20 protein-coding genes are annotated in these 19,411 nt (G+C 34.1%); 10 read left to right on the top strand and 10 right to left on the bottom strand.

Annotated features, from left to right (window positions below; translation table 11 throughout):
• Positions 1-12: 12 nt before the first annotated feature.
• The 6 genes from KA828_RS02710 (at position 13) to KA828_RS02685 (ending at position 6,083) form a co-directional block, all read left to right on the top strand.
• A complete protein-coding gene (locus KA828_RS02710) occupies positions 13-1,188 on the top strand; it encodes a SulP family inorganic anion transporter (protein WP_210125341.1) in 1,176 nt (391 codons plus the stop codon).
• Positions 1,185-2,309: an amidohydrolase gene (locus KA828_RS02705; protein ID WP_075108054.1), complete on the top strand. Its 1,125-nt coding sequence runs from the start codon at positions 1,185-1,187 to the stop codon at positions 2,307-2,309. The genes KA828_RS02710 and KA828_RS02705 overlap by 4 nt, the downstream gene beginning before the upstream one ends.
• 128 nt (positions 2,310-2,437) lie before the next feature.
• A complete protein-coding gene (locus KA828_RS02700) occupies positions 2,438-3,319 on the top strand; it encodes an SDR family oxidoreductase (protein WP_075108053.1) in 882 nt (293 codons plus the stop codon).
• A gap of 80 nt (positions 3,320-3,399) precedes the next feature.
• The gene (locus KA828_RS02695; protein WP_075108052.1) at positions 3,400-4,011 is read left to right on the top strand and encodes a flavin reductase family protein; all 612 of its coding nucleotides are present in this window, start codon (positions 3,400-3,402) and stop codon (positions 4,009-4,011) included.
• 118 nt (positions 4,012-4,129) lie between these two features.
• A complete protein-coding gene (locus KA828_RS02690) occupies positions 4,130-5,440 on the top strand; it encodes a Na+/H+ antiporter NhaC family protein (RefSeq protein ID WP_210125340.1) in 1,311 nt (436 codons plus the stop codon).
• 127 nt (positions 5,441-5,567) lie between these two features.
• Positions 5,568-6,083 carry an SRPBCC family protein gene (locus tag KA828_RS02685; RefSeq protein ID WP_075108115.1) on the top strand — a complete coding sequence of 172 codons (516 nt, stop codon included), beginning with the start codon at positions 5,568-5,570 and terminating at the stop codon, positions 6,081-6,083.
• A gap of 154 nt (positions 6,084-6,237) precedes the next feature.
• Here the strand turns inward: KA828_RS02685 and KA828_RS02680 are convergent, their stop codons facing one another.
• Positions 6,238-6,999: a MurR/RpiR family transcriptional regulator gene (locus tag KA828_RS02680; protein WP_075108051.1), complete on the bottom strand. Its 762-nt coding sequence runs from the start codon at positions 6,997-6,999 to the stop codon at positions 6,238-6,240.
• 190 nt (positions 7,000-7,189) lie between these two features.
• On the opposite strand from KA828_RS02680, the gene KA828_RS02675 reads away from it, so the two are divergent.
• Positions 7,190-8,791: an alpha-glucoside-specific PTS transporter subunit IIBC gene (locus KA828_RS02675; RefSeq protein ID WP_075108050.1), complete on the top strand. Its 1,602-nt coding sequence runs from the start codon at positions 7,190-7,192 to the stop codon at positions 8,789-8,791.
• A gap of 254 nt (positions 8,792-9,045) precedes the next feature.
• On the opposite strand, the gene KA828_RS02670 is transcribed toward KA828_RS02675, so the two are convergent.
• A complete protein-coding gene (locus KA828_RS02670) occupies positions 9,046-9,576 on the bottom strand; it encodes a hypothetical protein (protein ID WP_075108049.1) in 531 nt (176 codons plus the stop codon).
• 309 nt (positions 9,577-9,885) lie between these two features.
• Between KA828_RS02670 and KA828_RS02665 the strand changes: the two genes are divergently transcribed.
• Together KA828_RS02665 and KA828_RS02660 are read left to right on the top strand one after the other, a co-directional pair.
• On the top strand, positions 9,886-10,530 hold the full coding sequence (locus KA828_RS02665) for an HAD family hydrolase (protein ID WP_210125339.1): 645 nt from the start codon (positions 9,886-9,888) through the stop codon (positions 10,528-10,530).
• 5 nt (positions 10,531-10,535) lie between these two features.
• On the top strand, positions 10,536-10,727 hold the full coding sequence (locus KA828_RS02660) for a hypothetical protein (RefSeq protein WP_053028613.1): 192 nt from the start codon (positions 10,536-10,538) through the stop codon (positions 10,725-10,727).
• A 122-nt stretch (positions 10,728-10,849) separates the two neighbouring features.
• On the opposite strand, the gene KA828_RS02655 is transcribed toward KA828_RS02660, so the two are convergent.
• Together KA828_RS02655 and KA828_RS02650 are read right to left on the bottom strand one after the other, a co-directional pair.
• Positions 10,850-11,041 carry a hypothetical protein gene (locus tag KA828_RS02655; RefSeq protein WP_210125338.1) on the bottom strand — a complete coding sequence of 64 codons (192 nt, stop codon included), beginning with the start codon at positions 11,039-11,041 and terminating at the stop codon, positions 10,850-10,852.
• Positions 11,041-11,391: a hypothetical protein gene (locus KA828_RS02650; protein WP_210125337.1), complete on the bottom strand. Its 351-nt coding sequence runs from the start codon at positions 11,389-11,391 to the stop codon at positions 11,041-11,043. Before KA828_RS02650 ends, KA828_RS02655 begins: the two co-directional genes overlap by 1 nt.
• 422 nt (positions 11,392-11,813) lie before the next feature.
• Here KA828_RS02650 and KA828_RS02645 point away from each other — a divergent pair, with 422 nt between their 5' ends.
• The gene (locus tag KA828_RS02645; protein ID WP_210125336.1) at positions 11,814-13,202 is read left to right on the top strand and encodes an amino acid permease; all 1,389 of its coding nucleotides are present in this window, start codon (positions 11,814-11,816) and stop codon (positions 13,200-13,202) included.
• 274 nt (positions 13,203-13,476) lie between these two features.
• On the opposite strand, the gene KA828_RS02640 is transcribed toward KA828_RS02645, so the two are convergent.
• From KA828_RS02640 to KA828_RS02615, 6 genes are all read right to left on the bottom strand, one after another.
• Positions 13,477-14,349, bottom strand: coding sequence for a MurR/RpiR family transcriptional regulator (locus tag KA828_RS02640; RefSeq protein WP_210125335.1), 873 nt, complete (start codon positions 14,347-14,349; stop codon positions 13,477-13,479).
• A complete protein-coding gene (locus KA828_RS02635) occupies positions 14,350-15,783 on the bottom strand; it encodes a PTS transporter subunit EIIC (RefSeq protein ID WP_210125334.1) in 1,434 nt (477 codons plus the stop codon).
• Between the two features lie 12 nt (positions 15,784-15,795).
• Positions 15,796-16,683: an N-acetylmuramic acid 6-phosphate etherase gene (murQ, locus tag KA828_RS02630; protein ID WP_193839042.1), complete on the bottom strand. Its 888-nt coding sequence runs from the start codon at positions 16,681-16,683 to the stop codon at positions 15,796-15,798.
• On the bottom strand, positions 16,683-17,735 hold the full coding sequence (locus KA828_RS02625; protein WP_210125333.1) for a MupG family TIM beta-alpha barrel fold protein: 1,053 nt from the start codon (positions 17,733-17,735) through the stop codon (positions 16,683-16,685). The genes murQ and KA828_RS02625 overlap by 1 nt, the downstream gene beginning before the upstream one ends.
• Before the next feature lie 221 nt (positions 17,736-17,956).
• Entirely contained in the window at positions 17,957-18,307 is a 351-nt protein-coding gene (locus KA828_RS02620; RefSeq protein ID WP_075108042.1) for a hypothetical protein, read from the bottom strand.
• Positions 18,308-18,381: 74 nt separating this feature from the next.
• Positions 18,382-19,080 carry a helix-turn-helix transcriptional regulator gene (locus KA828_RS02615; RefSeq protein ID WP_210125387.1) on the bottom strand — a complete coding sequence of 233 codons (699 nt, stop codon included), beginning with the start codon at positions 19,078-19,080 and terminating at the stop codon, positions 18,382-18,384.
• Between the last annotated feature and the right edge of the window lie 331 nt (positions 19,081-19,411).

Raw genomic sequence — 19,411 nt, 5'->3', positions numbered from 1 at the left:
GAGTGACTGGTAATGAAACGATTAAGCTATAAGCAACAATGGCGTGGTGATGTTGCACAAAATATCTTGGCTGGTATCTTAATGGGGTTAGCATTACTCCCAGTATCTATAGCTTTCTCGTTTATCGTGCATATTAGTCCTACTGTAGGGCTGATGAGTTGTGGATTAATGATGTTGTTTATAAGTTTATTAGGAGAACGGATTAGTATGGTATCTGGTCCGAGTAGTGGTATTTCTATTGTAGGTGCACCACTTGTTGAACAATACAATGTTCATTATTTAGTTATGTCAACAATTGTTATGGGCATCATTTTGATTATCTTTGGGTTATGTCGTATTGATAAGATACTCCATCATATTCCCGATACTGTCGTTATAGGATTTATGAATGCGTTGGGGATTTTACTACTTACGACACAAATAAAATATATCTTTGGCATTACAACTGCAACGTATTATGTAGCAATTGCAACATTTCTTATCATTTATCTATCCTCGAAATTGATACGATTGATACCGGCGCCACTAATCGCCATCATCGTATTAACAGTAGTAAGTTATTTAATTAAACCCAATGTTCAATTGGTACATGATTTAGCACAAATTCGACTCACCCTCCCTAAGCCTTCTGTTTATACAGAATTACTAAATGCACATGCACTTAGTATTATCATGTTATATGCATTAACCATGGCTATCATTTCTGTCGTTCAAACCAATCTTACTAACGATATGATGGACACCATAACGCAAAGTGAATCGAATAAAGATCGTGAAGTGATGGGTCAAGGGTTAGCTAATGTGTTAGTTGGATTTCTAGGTGGCTATGGTTCAAGCGCTTTAGTAGGTCAGTCAAAGTTTAATTTTAAAATGGGCGCCACAACACGGTTAGCGACATTGATTACTGGAATGTTTCTTTTATCTTGTGTTGTCATTTTGGGCCCAATTGTAGGATTAATTCCTATGGCAGTTTTGGCATCGGTACTTATTACGATATCCTTAAATACGTTTGATAGACGTACATTTAAACATTTGAGAGAAGCGCCAATTACACATGGCATCGTTATGATGATAACGATGATTTTAATTTTAATGTCTCACAATTTAGCTATTGGTGTCGTTATAGGGACATTGATTTATTATGGTATTCACTTTATTTTCAAAAAGAAAGGACGACAATCGATATGACAACGTTTAATGACTATGTCAATTGGAGACGAACATTTCATCAATTTCCTGAAGTATCTCAGAAAGAATACGAAACGACGAAACGTATAAAACGTATATTACAAGCATATAATATTAAAATCATTGACCTTCCTTTAGAAACAGGTCTCATAGCTGAAATTGGTCAAGGAGAACCATGTATTGCTGTACGTACAGATATAGATGCGTTACCGATTACAGAGCAAGTTGAACATGAATTCACTTCAACTAATGAAGGCGTGATGCATGCGTGTGGCCACGATATTCATATGGCTAGCATCTTAGCTATTGCCACTAAATTAAAAGAACAAGAGCAAACGCTTAAAGGTCGTGTGAAATTGATATTCCAACCTGCAGAGGAAACGGGGTATGGTGCTAAAGCAATTGCAGAGACAGACGTCTTGGATGATGTCAAAGCTATTCTTGGATTCCATAACTATCCAACATTAGATATTGGAGAATTTGCAATTAAGGCTGGGCCTATTACGTCCGCTGTTGATCGTTTTGAATTTAAAATTCACGGTAAAGGTGCACATGCTGCGAAACCTGAACAAGGTAATGATCCAGTTATGGTACTCGGTCAATTAATTACAAGTCTACAAACGATTGTAAGTCGAAATATATCGGCTTTTGATAGCGCGGTAGTGACGGTTGGAGAAGTATCATCTGGTAATACATGGAATGTTATTGCTGATCAAGCTTATGTCCAAGGCACAGTGCGTTCGTTTAAACCTGAGATTCAAAATTATATAGAACAACGATTTCATGAGATAGCCCAAGGGTTAGAGCAATTATTTAATGTAGAAATTGAAGTTGTTTACACTAGACTTCCAGGAACGGTAGTCAATGATGCGTACTTAACGCAACATGCTAAAGAAGCCGCTAAAAAGGTCGGTTATAACATCATTGAATTAGAGAATCCATATACGATTGGCGAAGATTTTTCTGGTTTATTAGCTAATCATCCTGGTGTGTTTGCATTTATTGGTTCAAATAGTAAATACGATCTACATCATCCGAAATTTGATCCAGATGAACGTATACTTGAGAAAGTCCCAGAATATTTTATAACGCTCATTGATCAGTTGTTTGAAGAACTTTAATTTAATTCATCGTCACTGATGAAATTTAAATATGGTGTGTGTGGCTGTATGATATTTTTCAATTATTGATTTAAAAATCAATAAGAACGGGTAAACAAACACTAAACATGCTTTAGGAGTTGAATAAAATGGGCGCACAAGATCCAAGAACTAAATTTAAGTCATCTGATTATGAAAAACAAGAACAAGATTTACCAGGACTTCAATCCAATTTAACACCACAACCTGATTGTGGCGAAACTTCCTATGAGGGACATCATCGTTTATTGGATTATAAAATTCTTGTAACGGGAGGCGATTCAGCAATTGGACGTGCGGCTGCCATCGCTTATGCGAAAGAAGGCGCCGATGTTGCCATTAACTACCTTCCAAGTGAAGAACAAGATGCGCAAGAAGTTAAAGACGTTATTGAAAAGGCAGGACGTAAAGCTGTCTTAATACCTGGGGATGTTCGTGATGAACAATTTAATTATGATTTAGTTGAACAAGCGTATAATGAACTAGGTGGTTTAGATAATGTGACATTAGTAGCAGGTCATCAACAGTATCATGACACGTTACAAGGATTTGATACGCAATCGTTTAAAGAAACATTTGAAACCAATGTATATCCAGTATTTTGGACCGTGCAAAAGGCATTAGATTATTTACAACCTGGAGGATCTATAACAACAACATCATCTGTTCAAGGGTATAATCCAAATCCACTCATTCACGACTATGCAGCATCAAAAGCAGCCATCATCTCACTCACGAAAAGCTTCTCTGAACAATTAGGAGAGAAGGGGATTCGAGTGAATTGCGTTGCACCTGGTCCATTCTGGTCTCCATTACAAATCACTGGAGGTCAACCACAGTCTGCGATACCGCAATTTGGTCAAGATACACCACTAGGTAGAGCAGGACAACCTGTAGAACTCGCTGGCACATACGTCTTACTTGCTTCTGAGGACTCAAGTTATACAACTGGTCAAGTCTTCGGGGTAACTGGTGGTATTCAAATTAATTAAATATAAGATTGTAAATCCAACGCAAGGGTTTGAATAAGACTCTTGCGTTTTTATAATGAAATGAGTAGGAGTGATAGAACGTGAAGCACATTGATCCTAACCAATTATCAGATGTTCAAAATTATAAATTATTAAGTGGTTCGATTATTCCAAGACCTATCGCATTTGTTACATCTTCAGATAGTGAAGGGCGTTTAAATGCTGCGCCATTTAGCTTTTTCAATATCGTTAATAATGCGCCACCTATGATTGCTATTTCCGCACAAAGAAAAGCAGGAAAACGCAAAGATACCGCAATCAATATTGAAAACGTTAAATCATTTGTTGTTCATATTACGGATGAAGATAATGTTGAAGAAATTAATAAAACTGCAGCGCCAATCCAACCTGAAGACAATGAACTTGATTTGACTGAACTCCATATGATTACTTCTGATATTATTGATGTACCAGCAATCAAAGAAGCCAAAATTAGATTTGAGTGTCAACTTGAACAAATGATTTTATTAGGCTCTGAAGATGAGGGCGCCGATTTAATTATTGGAACAATTGTTAAGTATCATATACAGGACGATGTATATTTTGGAGACAGTAAAATTAATGCAAATCAACTCAAACCTGTTGCACGTTTAGCAGGTAATGATTACGCTAAATTAGGAGAGCAATTTACAATTGAACGACCCAATCGTTAATGTCATGTCATAAACGATGATTTTAAATATGCAATTTCCATAAAACTTTATTGACGTTATGACAGTATTCTTGTAACTTTAATAATAAAATTATTTTTATAAGGAAAGTAGGTTAAGTATGGAAGAACAAAGAAAAGGCAATGCATGGGCATTACTGCCATTAGTATTATTTATTGCCTTGTTTTTAGGTGTTGGTGCAGTTACAGGTGATTTTACAAATATGCCCCTTAATGTAGCAATCACAATTACTGTTATCGTTGCCTTAATTATGAATAGAAAAGAAACATTCGCAAATAAAGTTGAGGTATTTACAAGAGGTGCAGGTCATTCAAACATTATTTTGATGGTCTTTATCTTTATATTGACCGGTGCCTTTTCAACCACAACTGAAAAAATGGGTGGCGTTGAATCAACTGTAAATTTAGGTTTATCATTAATACCGCAGAATTTAATTATCGTTGGTTTATTTGTAATATGTATGTTTGTTTCTATTTCAATGGGTACTTCAGTAGGAACCGTTGCGGCATTAGCACCTGTTGGCTTTGGGTTTGCTCAAGCAACGGATATTCCAGCAGCGTTAGCAATGGGTACGGTTGTAGGTGGTGCCATGTTCGGCGATAATTTATCGATGATTTCTGATACAACGATAGCTGCAGTTCGAACGCAAAAGACACGAATGAAAGATAAATTTAAAGTGAATTTTTGGATTGTATTACCAGGAGCACTATTAACAATCGTTGTCTTATTCTTCCTTACTAATGGCATTTCAATAGATCACTCTAAAAGCTATGACTACAATTTAATTAAAGTCATTCCTTACGTATTGGTATTAGCCTTAGCACTGATTGGTGTGAATGTAATCATCGTTTTAATCGGTGGTACATTATTATCTGGTTTGATTGGCTTGTTTGATGGTTCTTTTGGTTGGAAGGGATTATTACAAGCAGTATCAGAAGGAATTATTGGTATGGAGGATATTGCAATCATTGCAGTGCTAATTGGTGGTTTAGTTGGAATCATTCAACACAACGGTGGCATTGAATGGTTATTGAATTTTGTTCGTTCTAAAGTTAAAACGAAACGTGGCGCAGAATTTGGTATTGCTGGATTAGTGAGTGCTGCAGATATTGCAACAGCTAATAATACAATTTCAATTATCATGTCGGGGCCACTTGCGAAAAATATTGCTGATGAATATGATGTTGATCCGCGTAAATCAGCAAGTTTGTTAGATATATTTGCGGGATGTTTCCAAGGCTTTTTACCTTATAGTCCACAAGTCATTGCAGCGGCTGGCGTGGCAAGTATATCTCCGTTTAGTGTTATGCCGTATTGTATTTATTCCTTTTTACTAGGAATTTGTGGCATTTTAGCTATTATATTAAGATATCCACGTGTTAAAGCTAAGCCGAACAGCAATCCTAAGTAATCAGCTCAGTTGTGTAGGTTGTTTTTTATTAAGAAATTTAAAATAATTAAACATTTTAATAGTTCAAAGTTTGGAACTGTATTGAAATACGTTAAAATAGAAGTAAGAGTGAAAGTAGGTGAAACAAGTGGCAAAATATAATGTAGAGAATGAACATGTTGAAATTCATATCGAACGCTTATTGAAATACTCACCAGAATTAGTATATCAAGCTTGGACAGACGCAGATTTATTAAAACAATGGTTTATGACTTCTCAACGTACAAATAAATCTATTGATGTAGATATGAAAGAAGGCGGTTCATATCGAATTGTAGATTCACGTAATGGGCGTCAAAATATAATTCAAGGTACATATCAAGAACTCGTTAATAACGAGTATATTAAAATGACAATTGGTATGCCTGAATTAAGTGATCAAGAAGATATTATTGAAGTCGAATTTGAAGAACGTGAAAGTGGCGGTACACAAATGTTCTTCTATTATCAGTCATTAGTCGAACGTGAAAGACGTTTAACAACATTAGAATATAAACAAAAGAAAAAAGAATATCATGACTCAACTGTTCATGGTCTAGAATTGATGTTCGATAAAATGCATCAAATACTTGAACAATATGTAGAAGATAATCAATTATTATAATCAATGACTGAAACGACTACAAACATTGACAGTAGTTGGTTGATTTCAGTTAACAATGGTCTCATGATATCTCAAGATAAGTCAGTCATAAAAGTAGGGGTGGTACACTACATTCATTACGAATGGTGTACCACCCCTAATTTGTTAATCTTGCTTAACTGAGTTCACCGATATCTTTACGTTCGTTATATTTTCGTAGTAATGTTTCGAAGAAAATATGATAACTAATAAAACTTGAGTAATCTGTACCATCATATAAATAGAACGTATTACTTGATACATAAACGTTGTAGCTAGCCTTTTGCGCTAGTGTATTATCTTTCATTGTTGTCACTGAGATAAAATATTTTTGACGTAATTGAAGTAGATTAGTTACATCTGAAAGTTGATGACTTTCACCAGAAAGAGAAATAATGAAAAATAAATCTTCAGCTACTGAACGGTTCAGTACCATCTTTAATTCGTGCACGTCATGTAAGACAATGATATTTTTATGCATTGTTAACAGTATTCGTTGCGCTTCTTCCGCAACGTTTTTTTGCGCGCGACCGGTGCCATATAAATAAACAGTAGATGCATGATTCAGTTTATCTGTAATCAAATTATAATCGATGCGATCTAAATAGCTAAATGTTGTTTCTATTTCTTGTTTAAAAGCATCCATTGAATCTTTGGGCAGTTGACTTAAATGTTCGCTTTCAAATTTAAGATAGGATTTAAAGTCACTATAACCATCAAATCCTAATTTTCGTGTGAAACGATGAATCGTAGCATTAGATGCATGAGTGAATTGCGAGAGTTCATGTATTTTTAAAGTTTTACATTGATTGACATGCGTATTTACAAAATGTGCAATTTGAAGGTCGTTATCATTTAACTTGTCGAAATTAGCATTTACTTTTTCATCTAATAGCACAAAGACACCTCTCATTCTTTCCTGAAAATATTTTCATGTATAGAAAACATAAACTGATTATACAAAATTATTTCAAAATCGGTCAACGTCATTGTATATGTGTAAGCGTTTACTATAATAGATATTAAGAAAACGCTTTTATATGTACGATGGACTTAAGTACAACATAGAAAGATTTGGGGGTTAAATTATGAACGCTATTAAACGATTTGGGAGTGCTATGATCGTTCCCGTATTAATGTTTGCATTCTTTGGGATTGTATTAGGTTTTGCGACATTATTCAAAAATCCAACTATCATGGGCGGATTAGCAAATGATCATACATTTTGGTTTAAATTTTGGTCTGTGATTGAATCAGGTGGTTGGGTTATCTTCAATCATATGGAAATTGTATTCGTGGTTGGATTGCCTTTATCATTAGCTAAGAAAGCACCTGGTCATGCTGCTTTAGCTGCATTAATGGGCTATTTAATGTTCAATACATTTATCAACGCGATTTTAACGCAATGGCCACATACATTTGGTGCCAACTTAGAAAAAGGTGTTGAAAATGTAACTGGGTTAAAAGCAATTGCTGGTATCGAAACATTAGATACAAATATTCTTGGTGGTATCATTATTTCTGCCATCGTGACATGGATACATAACCGATTCTATAGCAAGAAATTACCAGAAATGTTAGGTGTATTCCAAGGTTTAACATTTGTTGTAACAATATCATTCTTTGTTATGTTACCAATTGCAGCAATCACATGTGTTGTATGGCCAACAATACAAAGTGGTATTGAATCAATGCAACATTTCATTATCGCATCTGGTTATATTGGTGTTTGGTTGTATCATTTCTTAGAACGTGTGTTAATTCCAACTGGTTTACATCACTTCATTTATGCACCAATCGAAGTAGGTCCAGTTGTAGCAAAAGATGGACTTAAAGCAGAATGGTTTAGACATTTAAATGAGTTTGCTGAAAGTAGTAAACCTTTAAAAGAACAATTCCATTATGGTTTCATGTTACAAGGTAACGGTAAAGTGTTTGGTGCGATTGGTATTGCACTAGCAATGTATTCTACAACGCCTAAAGCAAACCGTAAAAAGGTTGCAGCATTGTTAGTACCAGCTACTTTAACTGCGGTAGTTGTTGGTATTACTGAACCTTTAGAATTTACATTCTTATTTATTGCACCTTACTTATTTGTAATTCATGCATTATTAGCAGCGACAATGGATACAATTATGTATGGTTTCGGCGTTGTTGGTAACATGGGCGGTGGTTTACTCGATTTCATCGCGACGAACTGGATTCCATTAGGACAAAATCATTGGTTAACTTATGTAGCTCAAGTTGTGATAGGCTTGATTTTCTCAGGTATCTATTTCGTTGTATTCAGATACTTAATCTTGAAATTTGATATTCCATTACCAGGACGTCGAGCTGAAGAAGAAGTTAAATTATTCTCTAAGAAAGATTACAAAGAGAAAAAAGGCGATGGAAGTACGGATAATTCAGGCTTTGAACCTAGCAATGAATATGAAGCGAAAGCACATTATTATCTAGAAGGATTAGGCGGAAAAGAAAATATTAAAGACGTTACAAATTGTACAACGCGTTTACGCCTAACAGTTAATGATGAATCAAAAGTTGAAGATAGTGGTTACTTCACTCATGAACAAATGGCTCATGGACTCGTGAAAAGTGGTAAAAACGTTCAGGTGGTAGTTGGAATGACTGTCCCACAAGTACGTGAAGCATTTGAACATTTAGTTTATGATGACAATGATAAAAAATAATGTATTTAATTAAAAGACCAGTAGAAAATCTGGAATAAGATTTTCTACTGGTCATTTTTTGTGTACAATCCTTTTTGGTAAAACGTTTCTATCACTTACTCACCTTAAACAGAGCGTCACTTGTATTTAAACCCATTGTTATCATAAAAAGAAAATGCATAAGGAGTGGGACAGAATGCTATTTAAATTTTTTGTCCCACTCCTAACTAGTTTGGTTATTCTACGTATTATTGAACTACTATGATGATAGTTAATTAAGAAATGTTTGCTTTATGTAGTACACGTGTTTTATAAGATGCAGAAAGAATATCAATATTTCTGCATGCAATCGTTTGTAGTAATTTGCTGAATGTTTCAGGTGCACAACATACGCTTGCACAGTTGTTATTTAATGTGTATTTGATATCAAAGTTATTTGAGAAATAAGTCATAATATCAATAACTTTATCTTTAATGAATGCATCTTGGAGGCCGTCTATTGCTAAATCGAAACGTTTAGATGATTGATAAGGTTGTTCAGTATCTAGTAACGTATTTACTCGTTTAGGAGATAAAATTTGATAAATTGAGAATTGATAAAAACTTAAAAAGCTAATAAAATATGGCAGTTGCTGCTTAGGTAAGCTAACTTCTAAAACGGGTATATCATCGTATTTGATTATTGAATATTGAAATGAATCGCAAAATTTAACGTCTTTGCAGACTTTAATTAAATGTTTTCGAGTTGATCTAGATTTTAAACCTACAATGTTGATGATGTAAGTTTCAAATTTGTCTAACAACATGCAATGACCTCCTATATTTATTTAACGTATGTAAAAAGCATTTAGCCTGTAAATTCCCTTAAGTCGTACACCGTTCTTTTATACACACTGATTGTATCACTCTTTATTAATATTAGCACTAGGACTTTTGAATGAACTTCGATTTAATTATTTTGTAATCTAATCGTAACGCGATTTAACATGGAATTAAATTTGCGCATTCAAATAGCGTTTTCTTCTAAACGTGTTAGTACGTATTCGGCGAAGTATGAAATTCATATGTCATATGATAAACTTAGCAATAATTGGAGTAATTAAAGGAGCAATCTTATGTATAAAGCTGTAGTATTTGATTTCGACGGTACCATAATAGATACTGAGAAACACTTATATGAAATAATTAATAAACATCTTTCATTTCATGGCGTGAAACCTGTAACACTTGAGTTTTACAGAAGTCACATTGGGGGACATGCGCAAGGGTTACATGACTATCTTGAACAACAAATTGGCATTGAGAAGAAACAAAAAATATATGATGAACATAATAATACGAGTCATGAATTAGATATTATCGACAAAGTGTCTTCATTAATGAAATATTTAAAGCAACGACACATACCTATGGCGATTGCGACAAGTAGTTATAGGGAAGAAATTATGCCTACGATTCAAACGTTAGGTATTAACGATTATATTGATGTGATTGTAGGAAGAGAAGATGTTGAAGCGGTGAAACCAGACCCAGAGCTTTATTTAACGGCTGTACAACGCTTAAATTATTCACCTGCACACTGCTTAGCTATTGAAGATTCAGCTAATGGTGCTACTGGTGCAATGAATGCTGGGTTAGATGTAATTATTAATACAAATGAGATGACAGCAGCACAAGACTTTTCTGACATCGCTTATGTCGGCAAAGATTTAAGCTTTGAAGAGATAGTAAATACATTCTTTGAAGCGAATAAGGAGTAAATATGATGTCGTGGCAAATTATCATATTCTTTTTAGCAGGTCCTATTATTATAGGCATAGGAAATTTAGTATTAGGCCCTATATTTAGTAAACATATACCTTTTAAAGTTCAAGTGCGTTCTTTTGTTGTCGGTACAATGATCTATTTGATTTTAGCTACTATAGGCTATTACTTATTGTTACAAGGAAGAATATAAAGCACTCGTATGATAGTTAGTAAATAGAAAAGAGTGGGAGTGGGACAGAATTCTTTTAAATTCGTCGTCCCACTCCCTCTTTCTATAAAAATCTAGTTTTACGATTAGATTATGATTACCGCTTAGTTCATAAATACTTTTAATATAATAGTGACAACTAATAAGACGATGAGAATTAAATCAATACCTACCATAATCGTATAACGTGTGGATTTTTGACCTTGTGATTTAGCTTGTTGCATCGCTTTATAATTAGGCACTAAACTTAGTATAAGTAAGACAATAATTAAAATGATACCTATTGTGACAGACATTAATTTGTACCTCCATTCTGTTTATCAATCCATTCCCAAATAAATCCTGCTAAAAGACCAACAATGAGACCCGCTATAACACCCATTTCCAGTGTAAAGAAGAGGGCACCTATAATTATGAAAATAATTAAAGCGATTGGCAACGTAATGCCAAATTTTAACTTACGCTCATCTGAATTGAAAATTGTAAACACAGCAAAATATAATAAGAAAAAAGTTAAAGTTGCGATAATTGTTCTTATGATTAGTGGATTAACGGTATCATGATTGGCACTGAAATAGTTTAATAGAAAGAAAACGATGCCAAATATAATAGAAATTTTAATACTCTTTTTTAACAATGCTTGCATTCATTAATACTCCTTGTATTGATCAGTAAAAATTCTAACAAAAGTATATCACACTCTAAATTCATTTTTACGACATTCCCATCAATCAAACGCATAGAAAATGATTATAAACAATTGAATTAAAAAAAGATTATTTGTAAAAGTGAAAAATCTCAATAAAAAATATTGTAAAAAGTAACTTTGTTTAAATGGCAAAAATACTGTAAAATCAAGGTTTTTAAAAATTTGAAAAGAGTTATTACAACAGTAATGGAAGCGATTTCAAAAAGTTGTAAAATTTATGTTTTAATTTTGTCAAATTATAGTATAATAACTTCATTAAGGTAAAGGAACTTTTAAGGGAAAAGAAGGAAAGCAAAAGAGGGTTTTCTGAAAGACAAAAGTATTCGAACCTTAGATTTAATAGAGATGGGGTTATTTTAATGGATAACAATGAATTACATAGGGGGCTAAGTGCACGTCAAATTAGAATGATCGCACTTGGTGGTACTATTGGTGTTGGTTTATTTATGGGAGCAACAAGTACGATTAAATGGACTGGTCCATCAGTTATTTTTGCGTATTTAATCGCAGGGATCTTTTTATTCTTAATCATGAGAGCAATGGGGGAAATGATTTACTTAAATCCAACTACTGGATCTTTCGCTACATTTGCGAGTGATTACATTCACCCTGCAGCAGGATATATGACAGCATGGAGTAATATCTTCCAATGGATTGTTGTAGGAATGAGTGAAGTTATTGCAGTGGGCGAGTATATGAATTATTGGTTCCCGAACTTGCCACAATGGATTCCTGGTGTCGTTGCCGTGCTGTTATTATTAGCAACTAACTTAACTTCTGTTAAAGCATTCGGTGAATTTGAATTCTGGTTTGCAATGATTAAAGTTGTAACGATTATATTAATGATCATTGCTGGTTTAGGATTAATCTTCTTTGGAATTGGTAATGGTGGCCATGCGATTGGACTTTCAAATTTATGGTCTCATGGTGGCTTTATGCCTAATGGATTTGTAGGTTTCTTCTTTGCATTATCAATTGTTATTGGTTCTTACCAAGGCGTTGAATTAATTGGTATCACTGCCGGAGAAACAAAAGATCCTCAGAAAAATATTAAAAGTGCAGTAAACGGTGTTATCTGGCGTATATTAATTTTCTACATTGGTGCGATTTTCGTAATTGTTACTATCTATCCATGGGATCAATTAGGTGAAATCGGTAGCCCATTCGTAGCTACATTTGCTAAAATTGGTATCACTTTTGCAGCTGGATTAATTAACTTCGTTGTTTTAACTGCAGCATTATCTGGATGTAACTCAGGTATCTTTAGTGCAAGTCGTATGATCTTTACATTAGCTCAAAAAGGTCAAATGCCTAAAATCTTTACACGAGTTATGAAAAATGGTGTACCATTCTATCCAGTATTAGCCATTGCTTTAGGTATCTTAGTAGGTGCGTTATTAAATGTTATTCTTCCTTTATTTATTAAAGGTGCGGATAGTATTTTCGTATATGTATATAGTGCATCTATATTACCTGGTATGATTCCTTGGTTTATGATTTTAATTAGTCACATTCGTTTCAGAAGATTGCATCCTGAGAAAGTTGAAGGTCATCCATTTAAAATGCCAGGTGGAACGTTTGCGAGTGCAATTACAATCTTATTCTTATTAATTGTATTAATTGGCATGTTATTCAACAAAGAAACAGTTGTTTCAGTTGTCATTGGTATTATTTTCTTAGCAGCGGTAACGACTTACTACTTCGTTCGTGGACATCACAAAAATGATGGATACCGTAAAGTTAAATAAGCGCATAAATCAATCAAATCAAACATCATCAACACATGATTCAAAATGGACTAAGACACAAAGTGCTTAGATTCATATGAAGGGGAGTGGTACAATGAATTTAAATCAATTCTGTACCGCTCTTTTTTTAACGCTTTTACCGAAAGAAAGCGTCGTAACAAAATGAGCTAAAACCCAAGTCATAATGTCTTGGTTACATTAAATAAGCCAGTAAGAGAATTTTTATTAAATTCTCTTACTGGCTTTTCTATATCTTATTTCTTGTTTGAAAAGATTAATGCTTAAATTCCACATTTGATAAATGCTTACGATAATTATCAAGTGCCATTTTTGATTGCGTAATGAAATCTAATGACATTTCATAATTTAATGCAATATAACGATAGAAAAGAACATCAATCGTAAACATCTGAGCAAATAAAGAAGTAGTTGCCCCCATACGCAATTCATTTTCGTCTGAATGGCCATACGTTAGAACAATATCAGAAAGCTTGGCTACATGATTATGCTCAGAACTTGAGATGGTAATAATTGGAATATGGTAATCTGAAACCACTTTGACCATCGCTCGAAGTTCACTTTGATCGCCGTTATTCGTTATAAATACTACACAATCATCTTTATCATGCGTAGACAACATCGTTGTGAATAAATGTGTTTCTTGTACAAGTTGAACATTTAGCCCAATACGCGATAATTTTTGATATAAATCCGTAGCACAGACGTATGATGCGCCATAGCCAAATATAAAAATCGTATTCGCACGTTTGAACTGTTTGCATATGTTATCTATTGTTGCATTATCCGCAAAGGTAGAACTCTTTTGAAGTGCTTCTTCTGCACGATGATATAACTTCTTTTTTAAAGTGTCTACCGTCTCATTGTTAAGCAGTTCAATCTTATACGGTGTTTCCTGTTTAGGGAATAATGTTGCTAACTGTGTTCTGACTTCATGAAAGCTTTGATTAATTAATTTTTGGCTATATCGATTTAATGTTGAAACACTCATTTCCAGTTCTTCAGCAATCTCCTGATTCGACATGCGAATCACTTTATGTGGTGAGTTTAATATAAATCGTGATAATTTCTTTTCATTTTTAGAAAAAGAAGGATAATTGTCGTCGATTAAATATAAAATGTTTGTCATCTAATCACCTAGTTTATTTAAGTTTCTCATTTCTTTAGTCGTACCGAAAAAGTATGTGAAAATAAAACCACCTAGGTACGCAGATAGTAATCCTATAATGTAGCCTAAATATTTCTGATGTGCAATTAAAGGTAATAATGAAATACCACTAGGTCCTATTGCGGTAGCACCGATATGACCAATTCCACCGATAACGGCACCGCCAATACCACCACCGATACAAGCGGTAATAAAAGGTCGACCTAATGGTAAAGTCACACCATAAATAAGCGGTTCACCAATTCCTAAGAAACCAACAGGTAATGCACCTTTAATCGCATTTCTTAGTGTTGTATTGTGCTTACATCTTACCCATAAAGCTAAAGCTGCACCTACTTGTCCAGCACCAGCCATTGCTGCGATAGGTAGTAAGTAAGTTGCACCAGATTGATTAATTAATTCGATGTGTATCGGGGTGAATATATGATGTAAGCCTAACATAACAAGTGGTAAGAAGAACGCACCTATAATAAATCCGCTAAATATGCCACCTACACCAATGACCCAATTTACGACGCCCACCAAACCGTCAGATATAAATCCGGCAATAGGCATAATTAAGAATATCGTTAGCAAACCTATAATGAGTAATGAAATTGTTGGTGTTACGATAATATCTATCGCATTTGGAACGACTTTATGTAACTTTTTCTCAATCATACTTAATAACCATACTGCTAAGATAACCCCTATAATACCACCTTGACCTGCTAATAAAGGTTCACCAGTAAAGATATTTTTGATTGGGTTGTCTTCAGTAATACCTGTTAATAATGTGGTACCCCCAATAACACCACCTAAACCTGGTGTTGCACCGAATACTTTAGCAGCATTAAATCCAGTAAAGATAGCTAAATACGCTAACATACCATCTTTAATGACATTAAGTACGGCTACAAGCTGTTTGACCCAATCGGCTGAAATAGTGCCTGCTGTAATAAAGTTATTGAGTACTGCCGCAATACCACCAATTAAACCGGCCCCTATAAATGCAGGGATTAATGGTATAAAGATGTTTGCAATAGACTTTAAAATCTTGTTTAGTTTACTTTGTTTGTGCTTTTGTTGATAGTCACTTTTATTTTCTTTAGCTTGCGCTTTAATATTAGACTTATTGCTATGATGGGGGATATCTTCTCCTAGTTGCACACCACTTAGCTTGACCATTTCAGCTGATACCTTATTAACTGTACCGGGTCCAACCACGACTTGAAGACGCTCATCTTGTACTACGCCGAGTACACCATCTATATTTTTAAGTTTTGAGTAATCAATTTTTGACTCATCATTTATTTTTAAACGCACACGTGTCATACAATGAATGATATTATCCACGTTATCAATGCCACCAACCGCATCTAAGATGTGATGGGCTAATTGTTGATCCTTATTCATATCATTGCCTCCTTAAGATTGAATTGCTTGTTTCACAATACCGTTATGCTTTACTAGTCTCGATTTAGCATCACTTTTTGTTGTGTCACATAGATTCATAACGATTGCAACTTTGATATCATTGTCGGCTTGTTGATATAGTGATTGCGCTTCTTCAAAAGTTAAGCCACAAATGTCTTCAATAATATGTATAGAGCGTTGTTCAAGTTTATAATTTGTCGCCTTTAAGTCAACCATCAAGTTATCATACACTTTTCCAACACCAATCATAGTCATGGTTGATATCATATTAAGCACAAGCTTTTGTGCTGTGCCTGATTTTAGTCTCGTAGAGCCAGCTAATACTTCAGGTCCAACATTGACTTCAAGTGCATGATTGGCGATTGTACTGATGTCACTATTTGAATTGCATGATAGAGCGACTGTCATTGCATTGATTTCATTAGCGTACGTTAACGCTCCTTTAACATAAGGCGTACGTCCACTTGCGGAAATACCTATGACAACATCTTTATGATTTAAATGGATTGTTTTTAAATCGGTCATTCCCATTTCTACGTTATCTTCAGCACCCTCAATTGCTTCAGTCATAGCTTGTTGACCTCCAGCAATTAAACCGATTACTTCATTTGGCTGTGTATTAAAGGTTGGAACACATTCGGCTGCATCTAATACACCTAAACGACCACTTGTACCTGCTCCAATATATATAATGCGACCACCATCGCGAAATCGAGTGATGGTTGCTTCAATGACTTTATTTAACTGTGGCAGTATAGAGGCTACTGCTTTAGCTACTAATTGATCTTCTTGATTCATTGCTTTTAAAGCTTCAAAAATAGACATTTCATCTAAATGCATCGTTTGTGTATTTCTACTTTCAGTTGTTAAATGTTCCATTAGCGTTTCTCCTTTTCAGTAATAAATTCAAATGTGTCACCAGGTTGGATTAAGTCAATGATTGCTATATCTTCAGCACATATTGAAGCAACATGATTAATCGCTTTATGACTAGGCAAATCTGATTTAATGATTTGCAACTCACCTTCGTAACGTTTGTTAAGTGAATTATCCACTGTAATATCTCCTCTAGTACGATTATGATTCGAATGATTATTAGGAGGAATATTGACCTTTGTTGATCTAGAATACTTTGATCGTATGACATGTTCTGGTGCATCAAGACGAGATGTATGATGTTTGAAGATGAGTTGCTCGTATGATTCATCAAAATAAGTTAGACGAAGCTTGAAATGACGATGATCAATCATCTGCTGTAAAGCGATTGCCTCTGAGCGGGTGATAGCAGTGTCACCAATAAGAATATAGTTTAGTCTAGAATCAACTAAAGCTTGTGCAGATTGAAGTAACGTCATATGTCTGTGTTGCTCAATAGTTGGAAGTCCCTTGAATATTGGACCTCTAAAAGTAGTTCCAGGAATAAAGGCCATAATCGGAGCATGTTCATCATATTTTCGTATAAGTTCATTTTGTTGTTCAATGAAACTTAAAGCTAAACCTGTATCAGGTCTAGGGTAGTAATTATGGCAAAAATAAATTTTCGGTAATGATTTTTGATTGTAAAGTGTATCAAGGGTATGAGCGGTAATCGTACTAGCATTTAAACAACACTTTAAATGATGCTGATATAAGTCTTCTATTAAACTACGCTTAAAATCTTCATCTATTCTAATAACAAAATCCCCATTTGGAAATTGATCGAAAAAACGGTAAACGTTTTGATTCAGCAATGAAGGATTGATATCAATGATATAGGTTACTGATGTATCTTTTAGTAATTGACATAATTCTCCCAAATACGTCAATTTTGTCTCATCATTTTCCTCAGGTATTTGTAATGATGTGAAAATAACGTCATAACCAAGATGAACCATATCTAAAATATAAGAAGTATTTAATGGTTGACCTAAATAGACTGAGAAACCTAGCATGTGAATCCTCCTTAATTACTGTAATCACTTACAATTATAGCGTTTCACGTTTTTTATTACAATTTACATATATATTATATAATTTTTATATTTAATTAGTAGATCGCTAAGTATTCAAAGATGAGATTGAATGACAGAATTGACGTTAATTTATAACTAAGAAAGATGCATAAAAGTTTGAAGAAATAATGGGAATCGATGGTTGTACAGGGGGAATGAAACTACTGGAACGCATTTGACAAGTGAACGAATGTTTGATGAATTTGATTTTGGCGTTGTTGTAAATCAATTAATATCGTTCCTTGTTGAAAATCATGTAACGGGTGTGAGGATAAATGATTTAGTAATTTATGATAAGTATGTTTGAGTTCAAGGGAAGGTGATGTGTGACTGTTGTTAGCGTCATTTTGAAGTGTTAAAGCTAAATCAAGACTGAAATGATGAATCGAAGTATGATACGCGTCAATTTCTTGATTTAAGTACCGGTCATCCATTAGATAGTAATATCGTATCTTTTCGATGTGCGTGAGTAGCACAATGAGTTGTTGACGAATTTGAGTTAATTGATCCATGGTATGTGAAACTCCTTACTTTGAAGGTATTAAGTCATAAAAGAGGTAGAACGTAGAGGACCCAACCGAACATATTATTCAGTATGCTCGATTGGATTTAAAAATTGAGTATAATTTTGTATTGAAATATCGTATGTTTTAATCGTCTTTTCGAAGGAATAAGAAATATCATAAATATCGAGTACTGGTAGTTCCCGTGTTCGACCTAAACCGATTTCATATATAATTGCTAGCCATTCACCATTACGACATAGTAAACCAATAAATATCACATTTTCAGCAATAGTGTCATGATTATCATTGAAGTCAATCAGCATAACATTTCGTTCAGAACTATAGATTAATATGTCTGTAAATAGACGAGGTAAAGTAATTTGTTCTGTATCTTCAAATTTAATCAAGTCAGTCATATGGGTGAGTGATTTACGAACATGCGTGTTAGGTATATTGATAAGCTGATTAATTATAGATTCAATCTCTTTCGTATAAGGTAATGTTGAATAAGATTGGCTTTCTATTAAGGTCAAATATAGGGATACCAACTGCTGTTCATTAAAATGAATTTGTATTTTATCCTCAGAATTCTGAATTTGATAGCCACCATGTTTCCCTTTATGTGCGTATATTTGAACACCTTGATTTTCTAAATCAGCAATATCGCGACTAATTGTACGAACAGAAACATTTAAGTGTTGTGCCAATTCTGATGCATTGATTGTTTTGCCTTGTTGTATCAATGAAATAATTTGATTTTGGCGATCCAATTTCTTCAACATAAACACCACCTATAACCATTACATATTACATTAATTATAACATAACACTGATATTGAAGACATTTTGAGAATATTCGTAGATTATGTGTGTAAAATTAAACATTTTTTATTTAGAAAACGCTTACAAATTAAAGTGTTTTATGCTAATATATTATTTGTAACAGGGGAGAACGAATTCAAACAAAGGGGTAGAAGCTATATAACAGATAGCTTGTTGTGAATCGTTCGAGTTACATCGAAACATCTTCAATATTTATTACTTACTTTCCTTTCTATTTGTCGGCTAGCAGATGACTAGCCGATTTTTTTGGTTCTTCATCTTTTGTGG

Origin of the sequence: Staphylococcus sp. GDY8P85P (genome assembly GCF_017892405.1) — a bacterium.
Classification (GTDB): domain Bacteria; phylum Bacillota; class Bacilli; order Staphylococcales; family Staphylococcaceae; genus Staphylococcus; species Staphylococcus borealis.
The sequence above is the reverse complement of the archived record's forward strand: the minus strand, read 5'-3'. Positions and strand labels throughout refer to the sequence as shown.

Bases quoted from the DNA above. Each gene is read 5' to 3' on its own strand.
- KA828_RS02710 (WP_210125341.1), top strand. From the start codon at position 13: ATGAAACGATTAAGCTATAAGCAACAATGGCGTGGTGATGTTGCACAA.
- KA828_RS02705 (WP_075108054.1), top strand. From the start codon at position 1,185: ATGACAACGTTTAATGACTATGTCAATTGGAGACGAACATTTCATCAA.
- KA828_RS02700 (WP_075108053.1), top strand. From the start codon at position 2,438: ATGGGCGCACAAGATCCAAGAACTAAATTTAAGTCATCTGATTATGAA.
- KA828_RS02690 (WP_210125340.1), top strand. From the start codon at position 4,130: ATGGAAGAACAAAGAAAAGGCAATGCATGGGCATTACTGCCATTAGTA.
- KA828_RS02675 (WP_075108050.1), top strand. From the start codon at position 7,190: ATGAACGCTATTAAACGATTTGGGAGTGCTATGATCGTTCCCGTATTA.
- KA828_RS02670 (WP_075108049.1), bottom strand. From the start codon at position 9,576: ATGTTGTTAGACAAATTTGAAACTTACATCATCAACATTGTAGGTTTA.
- KA828_RS02665 (WP_210125339.1), top strand. From the start codon at position 9,886: ATGTATAAAGCTGTAGTATTTGATTTCGACGGTACCATAATAGATACT.
- KA828_RS02660 (WP_053028613.1), top strand. From the start codon at position 10,536: ATGTCGTGGCAAATTATCATATTCTTTTTAGCAGGTCCTATTATTATA.
- KA828_RS02655 (WP_210125338.1), bottom strand. From the start codon at position 11,041: ATGTCTGTCACAATAGGTATCATTTTAATTATTGTCTTACTTATACTA.
- KA828_RS02650 (WP_210125337.1), bottom strand. From the start codon at position 11,391: ATGCAAGCATTGTTAAAAAAGAGTATTAAAATTTCTATTATATTTGGC.
- KA828_RS02645 (WP_210125336.1), top strand. From the start codon at position 11,814: ATGGATAACAATGAATTACATAGGGGGCTAAGTGCACGTCAAATTAGA.
- KA828_RS02640 (WP_210125335.1), bottom strand. From the start codon at position 14,349: ATGACAAACATTTTATATTTAATCGACGACAATTATCCTTCTTTTTCT.
- KA828_RS02635 (WP_210125334.1), bottom strand. From the start codon at position 15,783: ATGAATAAGGATCAACAATTAGCCCATCACATCTTAGATGCGGTTGGT.
- murQ (WP_193839042.1), bottom strand. From the start codon at position 16,683: ATGGAACATTTAACAACTGAAAGTAGAAATACACAAACGATGCATTTA.
- KA828_RS02625 (WP_210125333.1), bottom strand. From the start codon at position 17,735: ATGCTAGGTTTCTCAGTCTATTTAGGTCAACCATTAAATACTTCTTAT.
- KA828_RS02620 (WP_075108042.1), bottom strand. From the start codon at position 18,307: ATGGATCAATTAACTCAAATTCGTCAACAACTCATTGTGCTACTCACG.